Below are 11,734 nucleotides of genomic sequence, written 5' to 3'. Positions count from 1 at the left end.
CGGGCGAATGGGCCATGCACGCCGCGCGCTTTCGCGCCGACGCGCGCGCGGCGCTCGAACGTTCGCGCGATGCGCTCGCGAATTTGCCCGCCTCGCGCACGGGCGGCGCCGTCACCTACGACACGCTGCTCGGTCTGCTGACCGACGGCGAGGCGCTGTTCGCGTATCTGATCGCGGTGTCGGGCGCGAGCGAGAAAGTGCCCGACGACCTGCGCCGCACGCAGCGCGCGGCGCGGCTGCTGAATACGATCGGCGAGGTGCTGCGAGATATCGGCGTGGCGGCCGGCGACGCGCGCTGGGAGCGTCTCGCCGATCAGCAACGGCGCTTGCGGCGTCTCGCGAGCCGGCTCGAAGGCGCGTTGCTCGAACCGGTCAAGCTGCAATCGGGCTTCGAGCTCGTCGATTTCGCACCGCGCGAGCCGCACACCGAACGCTGGAGCGAATGCGCGATGCGGCTCGCCGCGCGTGCCGGGGCGACGCTGAAGGCGAACCTGTCGTGGCAGTCGGTCGGCCTGCGCCATGCGGCGCGCGTGGGCGTGACGACCACCGCGGGCTTTCTCGTGATCCGCGCGCTCGGCTTGCCGTTCGGCTACTGGGCGACGATGGCGACGCTCCTGATCCTGCAGCCGTCGATTGCCGCGACGTGGCCGCGCAGCATCGAGCGCGCGGCGGGCAGCATCGTCGGCGGCGTACTGGCGGCGGCGATCGGCTATGCGATTCATTCGCCGCTCGGCATTTCGCTCGCGGTGTTTCCGCTCGTGATGGCGACGATGGCGCTGCGGCCCGTCAGCTACAGCCTGTTCGTGCTGTTCCTGACGCCGGCCTTCGTGCTCGTCGCCGACTTCGCGACGCCGGGCGCCAACGAGTTCGTGTTCGCGCTGACGCGGCTCGGCAACAACGTGCTCGGCTGCGTGCTCGCATTGCTCGCGACGTTCCTGTTATGGCCGACGCGCGAGAAGCTCGACCTGCGTGTCTATCTCGGCAACGCCGTGCGCGCGAATCTCGCGTATCTGCGCGCGTCGCTCGAAACGCCGTGGCGCCGCGACAAGGACATGGAGCGTCTGCGCCGCGCGGCGGGTCTCACCAGCAACAACGCAGAAGAGGCGCTCGGCCGCGTGCGCCTCGAAAAACTCGAAGACTCGATGGCCGATACGGTGACGCTGACGGTGCTGAGCCTGTTGCGCCGGATGGCCGGCACCGCGACGCAGTTGCGCCTGAGCGCGAACCGGCGCGCCATGCCTGCTGAACTCGGCGCCTGGGTCGCGGCGCTGAGCGAGGCGATCGAGGCCGCCCTGAATCGCACGCTGCAGCCCGTGCGGCTCGACTTGCCCGAGCGCGAGCGGCTGACCTCGCTCGAAGCGGATGCGGTTGGTGAACTGGCGCGCGTGCATCGTCTGTTGACGGAGAAGATGCGTGAGGCGAGGGGGTAGGCCGAGGCGGGGTGTGCTTGCCGCTTGCCGCCGGCTGCGCGGCAGCACGGTGCGGGATTGGCGGGGCGCAGTTATCGGGACGAAGTCAGCGGACCGAAGTCAGCGGGCCGAAGTCAGCGCTACGAAGCAAGCGGCACGAAGTGATCGCGACACAAACGGAGCCGCGCCGAACTCCGAGCCTCGGGTTTCAGGCTTCAAGCCGCATCAAACCACCTCGCCGTCATCCCCCGTTTCAGCCTCGGCAACCGGCGCCGTCGGCACCACCGATTCAAGCGTCCTCAACCCCGCCGCCAGCGCGCGCTTCTCGGGCGGCGCGAGCCGCTTGACCCAATACTCGGCGCGCGATGCGCTCGATCGATCCGCGAGTTCGAACGACGCCAGCACGCGCACCGGCTTGTGCGAACGCGTATAGCGCGCGCCCATGCCGCTCATGTGCTTGTCGAAGCGCGCGGCGACGTCGGTCGCGATGCCGGTATAGACGCTGCCGTCCGAGCATTCGAGCAGATAGAGAAACCACGCCATAAACGCGCCGTCAGCCTTTGAACGGATTGTGTTCGCGCAGCTCGTCCACATAAGCGTGGATGCTGTTCTTTTCGTTGTCGAGGAAATGGCCGACCGCGTCCGCGAAGGCCGGATGCGCGAGCCAGTGCGCCGAGCGCGTGACTGTCGGCAGAAAGCCGCGCGCCATTTTGTGCTCGCCCTGCGCGCCGCCTTCGAACGCGCCGAGCTTTGCCTCGATGCAGAATTCGAGCGGCTGGTAGTACGCGGTTTCGAAATGCAGGCAGGGCACATGTTCGAGCGCGCCCCAGTAGCGACCATAGAGCGTGCCGCCGGTCTGCGCGTCGCGCTGATAGACGACGAGCGAGCTCGCAATCGGCTTGCCCTCGTATTCGGCGATCACGAGCAGCAGGTTTTCCGGCATCGACGCGCCGATCATGCGGAAGAAGTCGAGGTTCAGATACGGACTCGAAAAGTGCTCGCGATAGGTTTGCCGATAGCACTTGCTGAAGAAGCGCCAGTCGGCATCCTGAATGTCTTCGCCGCGAATGCGCCGCATGGTGATGCCGGCGTCGTGTACCTTGCGGCGCTCGGCGCGGATGTTCTTGCGCTTCTTCTGTTCGAGCGTCGAGAGGAAATCGTCGAAGTCGCGATAGCCGTCGTTGAGCCAGTGAAACTGCACGCCTTCGCGTTGCATCATGCCGAGTTCTTCGAGCGCGGCGGCTTCGGTTTGCGTCGGAAACAGCACATGCAGCGAGGACACCTCGGCCTGCTCGGCGAACGCCAGCAGCGTGGCCGCGAGATGGCGCAGCGCGTGCTCGTCGGCCGCTAGCAAACGGTTGCCCTGCACCGGCGTGAACGGCACCGCGCACAGGAGCTTCGGGTAATACGGCAGGCCGTTGCGTTTATAGGCGTCGGCCCAGGCCCAGTCGAACACGTACTCGCCGTACGAGTGACCCTTCAGATAGACCGGCGCGGCCGCCGCGAGCTTGCCCGTGCGCGTGTCGGTGAGCGTGACGAATTGCGGCGCCCAGCCGGTGTCGGGCACCGCGCATTGCGTCGCGCTGAGCGCGCTCAGAAACTCGTGCCGCAGAAACGGCGTGGGCTGCGGCTGTTGCGCGAGAAGGGCGTTCCATTCGGCGGCGTCCACCTCGGAGGGCGATGCCAGAATGCCCGTGCGATAATCGATGCGTTGCTGGTTCAATCTGCGTGACTGTTTGCAATGAACGTGCGCTGCCGTGAAGATGCGCGGGCCACGCCGTTCGTTTATCCGGTTGTCCAATTCCGCCGAGCCATCGAGCCGCGGTACCCGCGAGCCGTAATGGCTTGCCTGTCGATCCTGCCATGAAGACCCGAATCGCTCTTGCTCAAATCAATGTCACCGTCGGCGACTTCGCCGGCAACGTCGCGAAGATCGTCGCCGCCGCGCGCGCCGCGCACAACGATGGTGCGAAGCTGCTGGTTGCGCCTGAACTTGCGCTGTCGGGTTATCCGCCCGAAGACCTGCTGCTGCGTCCCGCGTTCTATACCGCGAGCGCCGCGGCATTGGCCGATCTCGCCGCGCAGCTGAAGCCGTTCACGGGGCTGCATGTGATCGTCGGGCATCCGCTGCGGGATCGGGCGCACGGCCATGGTAATGCAAACGCGCCGATCGAGCGCGGCGTGCCACCCGTCGATACGTTCAACGCGGCCTCGCTGATCGTCGACGGCGAAGTGAAGGGCACCTATCGCAAGCAGGATCTGCCGAACACCGAGGTGTTCGACGAGAAGCGCTACTTCGCCTCGGACCCGCAGCCGTTCGTGTTCGAACTCGAGGGCGTGAAGTACGGCGTGGTGATCTGCGAGGATGCATGGCATGCGTCGGCCGCGCAGATGGCGAAGGCCGCAGGCGCGCAGGTGCTGCTGATTCCGAACGGCTCGCCGTATCACCTGAACAAGGAAGCCGTGCGCTTCGACATTCTGCGCGCGCGGATTCGCGAGACCGGCATACCGATGGTCTACGTGAACATGGTCGGCGGCCAGGACGAACTCGTGTTCGACGGCGGTTCGTTCGTGCTCGACGCGCAGGGCGAACTGGTCGCGAAGCTCGCGCAGTTCGAGGAAGCCACGGCGCTCGTCGAGTTCGACGGTGCCACGCCGGCGCCGGCCGCGATCGCGCCGGAGCAGTCGCTCGAAGCGCAGGTGTACGCGGCGCTCGTGATGGGCGTGCGCGACTATATCGGCAAGAACGGGTTTCCGGGGGCGCTGATCGGGTTGTCGGGCGGCGTCGATTCGGCGCTCGTGCTGGCCGTCGCCTGCGATGCGCTCGGTGCCGACAAGGTGCGCGCCGTGATGATGCCGTCGCGCTACACGGCCGACATCTCCACCACCGATGCCGCCGAGATGGCGCGTCGCGTCGGCGTGCGCTACGACGAGATCGCCATCGCGCCGATGTTCGACGCGTTCCGCGGTTCGCTCGCCGAAGAATTCGCGGGCCGCGCCGAAGACGCGACCGAGGAGAACATCCAGGCGCGTATTCGCGGCACGCTCTTGATGGCGTTGTCGAACAAGTTCGGCTCGATCGTGCTGACCACCGGCAACAAGAGCGAGATGGCGGTCGGCTACTGCACGCTGTATGGCGACATGGCCGGCGGCTTCGCGGTCATCAAGGACATCGCGAAGACGCTCGTGTACCGGCTGTGCCACTATCGCAACGCGGCCACCACGTTCGCGACGCGCGACGTGATTCCCGAGCGCATCCTGACGCGCGCGCCGTCGGCGGAACTGCGCGAGAACCAGACCGACCAGGACAGCCTGCCCGAATACGACGTGCTCGACGCGATCATGCGCATGTACATGGAAGAGGACTGCTCGCTCGCGGAGATCATCGCGGCGGGCTATGCGGCCGACGACGTGAAGCGCGTCACGCGGCTCATCAAGATCAACGAGTACAAGCGGCGTCAGGCGCCGATCGGCATTCGCGTCACGCATCGCGCGTTCGGCCGCGACTGGCGTTATCCGATCACGTCGCGCTATATCGAGCCGGTGGCGTGACGCGCGGCGTAGAATAAAAATCACCCATTTCCCTTTCACTTTCCCTATCACGAGACGAGGTTCGCCATGAAGCGCATCACCGCAGTCATCAAACCGTTCAAACTCGACGAAGTGCGCGAGGCGCTCGCAGAAGTCGGCCTCACCGGCCTGACCGTGACCGAAGTCAAGGGCTTCGGCCGTCAGAAAGGGCATACCGAGCTTTATCGTGGTGCGGAGTATGTGGTCGACTTTCTGCCGAAGGTGAAGATCGAAGTCGTCGTCGCGGACAACCAGTGCGATCAGGTGATCGATGCGATCATCGGCGCGGCGCGTACCGGCAAGATCGGCGACGGCAAGATTTTCGTCGCGGACGTCGAGCGCGTGATCCGTATCCGCACCGGCGAAGAGAACGAAGCGGCGGTGTAAGAGGGCGGTTTCACGGGCCGCCTGCGAGGCTCAAGGCCCACTTTCAAGGCCTGTTCACGCTGCATGTCCCGGCTGTCCTGCGCGGCTGCGTTGCGTGCATGATGAGCAAGCCGGCAAACCGTGGACACCCCACGGACTCGCCAGGCCGAAAAACTCGTCTCCAATAAAAAACGGTGCAATACCCTTGCGGGCATTGCACCGATACGCGCCTCTCGCAGCAGCGTGAAAAAGATTCTCTTGGAGAAATCTGTATTGACGCCCCGAGGGTCGTCCCCTCGGGGCACACCGTTCGCTTAGAACGAGTGCTGGATACCTGCGTACACGCCGGTTTGCGCGTGGCCCGGCAGCGGGTTATCCGTTCCGGCCGAGGTGCCCGCGTTGTTCGCGTTCAGGCCGAAGTTGGCGTTGCTGCTGTTGCGTACCGTTGCAACCTGCAGGTCGAGCAGTGTGCGCTTGGACAGGTTATACGAACCGCCGACCGTGTAGATCGTCGCATTGCCCGCGCCATTGTTGCCGTTCACGTGGTAGACCGCTGCGATCAGCGCAGCAGCCGGCGTGGCTTGCCACGTCACACCGCCCCATTCGTGATTGAGCGTGGTCGGCTGGCCATACGCGACGCCGGTCGCGCCGGCGGAGCGCACAGCCTGGTAAGCAGCCTGAATCTTGAACTGGCCGAGGAACACGTTCACGAGCGCCGAATATTCGCGCGATGCCGAGAATACGCCATTGCCCGTGTTAGCCGAATTGATGCCGTTGTTGGCGACCGCGCCGCCCCACAGGGCGCCATTCGTCGGGTTGCGGATTTCGTCGTAGAGGCCGCGGACCTGGAACAGCGAGTTCGTGTAGGTGACCTGAGCGCCTGCTTCACGGCCTTGCGGCGTCGTGCCGTTGCCGTTCCAGCTCGTCGCGTTCGACAGGGCGTACTGACCATAGAAATCGAAGCCGGCGATCTTCGGCGACTGGTAGGCGACGTTATTGCTCGACTGCGGCCAGTTGCGGCTACGCACGAGCGATGCCGATGACCAGTTCGATTGACCGAACGGGTCGAAGTCCCACACGCCGTTCGAGATGAAGAGCATGCGGCCCATCGTGAACGTACCGTACTGGTCGTTCGACAGACCCACCGTTGCCCAGCGATTGAAGAGGCCGCCGTTGCCCGGACCCGCGCCCGTCATCGTGTTGAACGAGCCCTCCAGCTGGAACAGCACCTTGTTGCCGCCACCGATGTCTTCGACACCCTTCAAGCCCCACAGGCTGGTACCCCAGTCGCCGCTCTCGGCCTTGAAGCGGTTGCCGCTGCCGGTGGCCGCGCCGTTGGCGGGACCGGTCGGCACGCCCGACATGTACTCGAGGCCCGCATCGAGGCGGCCGTACAGCGTGACGCTGCTCTGAGCGTGTGCGACAACGCCGGCCGACATCAGCGCCGCGGCGAGCAAAGCTTTCTTCATCTTCTCCTCCATACCCTGTCAAAAAATGAAACCCAGTACTGCGAGTGGTGTTCGGACGCGATCTGCACCGAACAGAAAGCGGTACCAGGGGAGATGGCGGGCGGATAGGGTCTCCTGCCGTGACGCGTAGCCTGGGGCTATCTGTGCGTCATGCCGATCCCTCGCCGACCGGTTCTCCTCTGTGTTTTGAAGTGAAACTACTTTTAATCAACTTTGTTTTGCTACTTTGGTTACTAATTTATCAAAAATAACTTTGGCTGGGAGAAGAAATTGGCGCCGTGCTCCGGCTGTGTCGCCAAATTGCAATACGAATGTGCGCCACGTCTCTCCGGTGCCGCTCGGGAAAACGCGCAAAGCCTTGTCTTACAAGGGACTCACGATTAGCCTGGGGTCGTATTAAGGATTGCCACTATTGACGCCCGGAAAGTGGCAGGTTAAGGCAAAAAAGCAACGCTTAGCGTTGTTTGGACGAGGTTTTTGGTGCTCCGAACGGTCACCGGCGAACAGAAACGGGCAATAAAAAAGGCGCTCGTAAGCGCCTTGTAAAACTACTTCGACTACACATCACGGCATCGGTGCGATGCGGGATGCGTATCGGACTGCATCCGGTTTATTTGAGGCTGCCGGAAAGGAACTGCCTGAGGCGCTCGCTCTTCGTATTCTTGAACACTTCGTCAGGGTGGCCTTCTTCTTCGACGCGGCCCTGATGCAGGAACATCACGTGATTCGACACGTTGCGCGCGAAACCCATTTCGTGGGTCACGACGATCATCGTGCGGCCTTCCTCGGCGAGCTTCTGCATGACCTTCAGCACTTCGCCGACGAGTTCGGGATCGAGCGCCGAAGTCGGTTCGTCGAACAGCATCACGTCGGGATGCATCGCCAGGGCGCGCGCAATCGCGACACGCTGCTGCTGGCCGCCCGACAGGTGCGACGGATACTGCTTTTCGAGACGCGGCGCGAGACCGACCTTCTCGAGATATTCGCGCGCGCGGTCCTCGGCTTCCTTGCGTTTCAGGCCGAGCACATGCACGGGTGCCTCGATGATGTTCTCGAGCACGTTCATGTGCGACCACAGGTTGAAGTGCTGGAACACCATCGCGAGTTTCGTGCGCACGCGCTGCAACTGCTTCGGGTCCGACACGCGCAACGCACCGTCCCTGGCCGTTTGCGTGCGCACTTCCTCGCCGTCGACGACGATGCGCCCGGCGTTCGGCTGTTCGAGAAAGTTGATGCAGCGGAGCATCGTGCTCTTGCCCGAGCCGGACGAACCGATCACGCTGATCACGTCGCCGGCATCGGCCTTCAGCGACACGCCCTTGAGGACTTCGTTGTCGCCGTACTTTTTGTGAAGCTCGTCGACGAAGAGCTTCTGCTTCTTGGTGTTCATCAGGATCCTTGACGAGCTTGCCTGCCCACGGACGCGGTCTCTAACCGCGATGTCCAACGTTACTTACTTGCCTTGCGGCCGCAGGTAAGCGAGCCAGCGGCGTTCGGCGCGGCGGAACAGCCACACGAGCGCGAAAGAGATGCACAGGTACAGCAGCGCGGCGATACCGAACGCGTTGAACGACTGATAGGTCGCCGAGTTCACGTCGCGCGCGATCTTGAGAATGTCCGGCACGGTCGCCGTGAAGGCGACCGTGGTGGCGTGCAGCATCAGGATCACTTCGTTGCTGTAGTAGGGCAGCGCGCGGCGCAGCGCCGAGGGCAGAATCACGCGCCGGTACAGCGTGAACGACGACATGCCGTAGGCGCGCGCCGCTTCGATCTCGCCGTACGGCGTCGCCTTGATCGCGCCCGCGAAAATCTCGGTGGTGTACGCGCAGGTGTTCAGCGTGAACGCGAGCAGCGTGCAATGCATGCCGTCGCGGAAAAACGCGTTGGTCAGCTCGTTGTTGCGGATGATGTCGAGACTGTAGAGACCGGTGTAGCAGAGCAGCAGCTGCACGTAGAGCGGCGTGCCGCGGAACACGTACGTATACAGCCACACCATGCCGGAGAGCCATTTCTTCTTCGACACGCGCGCGACCGCGAGCGGCACCGACAGGCAGAAGCCGAGGCCGATCGACACCACCAGCAGCCACAACGTGATCGCGACGCCGGTGAAGCGATAGCCGTCGGTGAACAGATAGTTGCGCCAGTATTCCTGAATGATCTCGATCATAGATCCGCCTTTCGCACGCCGGTCGAGTAACGCTTTTCGAGGTACATCAGCACGAAGTTCGACACGGTGGTGATGACGAGATAGATCGCCCCGGCGAGCAGGGTGAAGAAGAAGAACCGCAGCGTGCCCTTGCCGGCGTCCTGCGAGGCCTTGACGACGTCGGCGAGACCGATGATCGACACGAGCGCGGTCGCCTTCACCATGACCTGCCAGTTGTTGCCGATGCCGGGCAGCGCGAAGCGCATCATCTGCGGGAACATCACGCGCGAGAACACCTGCCAGTTCGTCATGCCGTAGGCCGCGCCCGCTTCGAGCTGGCCGCGCGGCACGGCGAGGAACGCGCCGCGGAACGTCTCGGTGAAGTACGCGCCGTAGATGAAGCCGAGCACCGCGACGCCGGCCACGAACGGATCGATGTCGATCTCGTCCCAGCCGAGCGCGTCGGTGAGGTTGTTCAGCCAGATCTGGATGCTGTAGAACAGCAGCAGCATCAGCACGAGATCGGGCACGCCGCGCACGAGCGTCGTGTAGACGGTGCCGATGCCGTTGGAGAGGCGGTTTTTCGACAGTTTCGCCGCCGCGCCGAGCAGGCCCAGCACGAAGGCGAGCACGAGCGACAACACCGCCAGTTTGACGGTCTGCCAGGTGCCGCTGAGAAGCAGCGGGCCGTAGCCTTGAAGGAACATATGAAGTCCTTGACGACGCGCTTGTGACGCATCGCGAAAGACGCGGCCCGTGTTGCGCCGCGCGGGCCGCGAGCGTTCGGCTCGCCATGACGCGCGGCGCACAGCGTGCCGCTGTGCAAATCATGCCGTGGGAGCGTTGGCGTTCCCGCGGCGCGCTTTTGGGACTTTCGTCTCGAATGGGTTTGAATCTACTGCCGGTTTCTGCCACTGCCGCCGTTGCTGGCGACCGGGCTTGCCTTCCTTGTTGCCGACTCTAGTACGAAGCCCCGCTCACGCCCATGCGGGCGAGTCCCGAGTCTCGCGGATACTGCCTGCCGGTTCGTCTCGCGCGGTGTCGAGTGTTGTTTGCGCCGAGGTGTCCTGAAGGGCCCTGAGCGACGCATGGAACGTCCGAGCGCCTCGAAAAGGGCGGTATTTTACCCGAACAGCGCCGGGGTGCCAGTCCGGGACGTCCGTGGACCGGCACGAGCGGCGGCGGGCGTTGTGCGTGCGCGACGTTGCGGCGGGTCTTGCCGCCGGCAGCGATTGCTCGCACCGGTGGAACGGTCCAGTGCATGTGCGCCGATTGTTTGGCGATCGCGTTGGCCCTACATTGTCTCCATCAACTTGTTTCTTTACCGGGAGATTTTCCATGATCGAGATTCGCCGTTCCGAAGAACGTGGCCATGCCAACCACGGCTGGCTCGACTCCTACCACAGCTTCTCGTTTGCCGATTACCGTGATTCGCGGCACGTGCATTTCGGCCCGCTGCGCGTCATCAACGAAGACCGCATCGAGGGCGGCCAGGGCTTTGGCGCGCACGGCCACCGCGACATGGAAATCGTCACGTACGTGCTCGAGGGCGCGCTGGCCCATCGCGACAGCATGGGCAACGGCTCGACGATCCGCCACGGCGACGTGCAGCGCATGAGCGCGGGCACCGGCGTGCAGCACAGCGAGTTCAACGCTTCGCGCGACGAGCAGGTGCATCTGCTGCAGATCTGGGTGCTGCCGAGCCGCGCGGGCGACCAGCCCGGCTACGAGGAAAAGCGTTTCGATGCCGACAGCAAGCGCGGCCGCCTGCGCGTGATCGCATCGCCCGACGGCCACGACGGCTCGGTGACGATCCACGCGGACGCCTCGATCTACGCGGGTCTTCTCGACGGCGCCGAGACCGCGCAGTTCGCGCTGCCGAAGGGGCGTCTCGCCTACGTGCACGTCGCGCGTGGTGCGGTGACGGTGAACGGTACGCTGCTCAAGGCGGGTGACGCCGCGAAGCTCAGCGACACCGACACGGTCACGCTCGAAAACGGCGAGGACGCGGAAGTGCTGCTGTTCGATCTGGGTCAGTTGAACGGCTGATTGCTGCCGCGCCCGCTTCGATGGTGAGGCTTTGGCGCGGCTTTAACCGCCACCAAAGAACAACGCCACGGAAGATTGCTTTCGTGGCGTTGTTTCATGCGCGAGGCGGCCTTTCGGCTGGCCCCGCGCTACCTGGCGTGACGCTTACTGACTGGCGGCCGGCGCCGACGCCGCGCCCTTCTGAGCCTTGTGATGCTGCCAGCGCTCGTGCATCTTCTCGCGGCGTTCTTCCATCCGCGCGAAGCGCTTCTTCAGCGCGGTGCTGACGGTGGTCTTCTGCTGGTCGTTCAGCGCGTTATAGAACTTGAGCCAGGTGTCGCTGGTTTGCTGGCGCAGTTGTGCGTCCTTCTGCTCGATCTGCTGGTGCGTCGCGGCCATCGCGTTCAGGTCGAGGATGGGCTGCTGCTGCGCCGCCTTGAACTGTTCGCGAGCCTGTTGGTGGTTCGCGCGCATCGCTTCGTGATTCTGCTTCATCGTATCGAGCGCGCTTTGCCACAGCTTTTCCTGATCCGCGTTCAGCTTCAGCTGGTCGTGGAGCTGGGTCAGTTCCTTCATGAAGTGGCCGTGCCAGCCGCCGGGGCCGCCGTGCGCGTGCTCCGCGGGCTGGGCGGCATAAGCGGCGCCCGCGCCGAGGGCGAGAGCGGTGGCGGCAACAGCGAGAACGCGCGACATCTTTTTGGTGGACATATAAGGCTCCTTGTAATGGAATAGCCGACGATGCAGCC

General features: G+C 64.2%; 11 protein-coding genes. 4 read left to right on the top strand and 7 right to left on the bottom strand.

Annotated features, from left to right (window positions below; all coding sequences use genetic code 11):
• On the top strand, nt 1-1,430 hold a 1,430-nt coding region (locus tag GXB81_RS11235; RefSeq protein ID WP_205989143.1), incomplete at its 5' end, for an FUSC family protein.
• A 204-nt stretch (nt 1,431-1,634) separates the two neighbouring features.
• On the opposite strand, the gene GXB81_RS11230 is transcribed toward GXB81_RS11235, so the two are convergent.
• Nucleotides 1,635-1,952, bottom strand: coding sequence for a GIY-YIG nuclease family protein (locus tag GXB81_RS11230; protein WP_205989142.1), 318 nt, complete (start codon nt 1,950-1,952; stop codon nt 1,635-1,637).
• A 10-nt stretch (nt 1,953-1,962) separates the two neighbouring features.
• On the bottom strand, nt 1,963-3,132 hold the full coding sequence (locus tag GXB81_RS11225) for a GNAT family N-acetyltransferase (protein WP_167036808.1): 1,170 nt from the start codon (nt 3,130-3,132) through the stop codon (nt 1,963-1,965).
• A gap of 140 nt (nt 3,133-3,272) precedes the next feature.
• Between GXB81_RS11225 and GXB81_RS11220 the strand changes: the two genes are divergently transcribed.
• Both GXB81_RS11220 and glnK read left to right on the top strand, forming a co-directional pair.
• Nucleotides 3,273-4,961, top strand: a complete 1,689-nt coding sequence (locus GXB81_RS11220) for an NAD+ synthase (protein WP_205989141.1) — start codon at nt 3,273-3,275, stop codon at nt 4,959-4,961.
• 66 nt (nt 4,962-5,027) lie between these two features.
• Nucleotides 5,028-5,366: a P-II family nitrogen regulator gene (glnK, locus tag GXB81_RS11215; RefSeq protein WP_006048444.1), complete on the top strand. Its 339-nt coding sequence runs from the start codon at nt 5,028-5,030 to the stop codon at nt 5,364-5,366.
• 293 nt (nt 5,367-5,659) lie between these two features.
• On the opposite strand, the gene GXB81_RS11210 is transcribed toward glnK, so the two are convergent.
• From GXB81_RS11210 to hisQ, 4 genes are all read right to left on the bottom strand, one after another.
• Nucleotides 5,660-6,814 (bottom strand): porin, encoded by a 1,155-nt coding sequence (locus GXB81_RS11210; RefSeq protein ID WP_205989140.1) that lies wholly within the window; start codon nt 6,812-6,814, stop codon nt 5,660-5,662.
• Nucleotides 6,815-7,424: 610 nt separating this feature from the next.
• Nucleotides 7,425-8,204, bottom strand: a complete 780-nt coding sequence (locus GXB81_RS11205; RefSeq protein ID WP_167036815.1) for an ATP-binding cassette domain-containing protein — start codon at nt 8,202-8,204, stop codon at nt 7,425-7,427.
• 63 nt (nt 8,205-8,267) lie between these two features.
• Nucleotides 8,268-8,981: an ABC transporter permease gene (locus tag GXB81_RS11200; RefSeq protein ID WP_205989139.1), complete on the bottom strand. Its 714-nt coding sequence runs from the start codon at nt 8,979-8,981 to the stop codon at nt 8,268-8,270.
• Nucleotides 8,978-9,667, bottom strand: a complete 690-nt coding sequence (hisQ, locus tag GXB81_RS11195) for a histidine ABC transporter permease HisQ (RefSeq protein ID WP_167036821.1) — start codon at nt 9,665-9,667, stop codon at nt 8,978-8,980. Before hisQ ends, GXB81_RS11200 begins: the two co-directional genes overlap by 4 nt.
• Before the next feature lie 631 nt (nt 9,668-10,298).
• Here hisQ and GXB81_RS11190 point away from each other — a divergent pair.
• Nucleotides 10,299-11,009: a pirin family protein gene (locus GXB81_RS11190; RefSeq protein WP_167036824.1), complete on the top strand. Its 711-nt coding sequence runs from the start codon at nt 10,299-10,301 to the stop codon at nt 11,007-11,009.
• Nucleotides 11,010-11,153: 144 nt separating this feature from the next.
• Here GXB81_RS11190 and GXB81_RS11185 read toward each other — a convergent pair whose 3' ends face one another.
• Nucleotides 11,154-11,696 (bottom strand): periplasmic heavy metal sensor, encoded by a 543-nt coding sequence (locus GXB81_RS11185; protein ID WP_167036827.1) that lies wholly within the window; start codon nt 11,694-11,696, stop codon nt 11,154-11,156.
• Nucleotides 11,697-11,734: the final 38 nt, after the last annotated feature.

The sequence above is a fragment of the Paraburkholderia sp. Ac-20336 genome, from assembly GCF_017105025.1.
Taxonomy (GTDB): domain Bacteria; phylum Pseudomonadota; class Gammaproteobacteria; order Burkholderiales; family Burkholderiaceae; genus Paraburkholderia.
The sequence above is the reverse complement of the archived record's forward strand: the minus strand, read 5'-3'. Positions and strand labels throughout refer to the sequence as shown.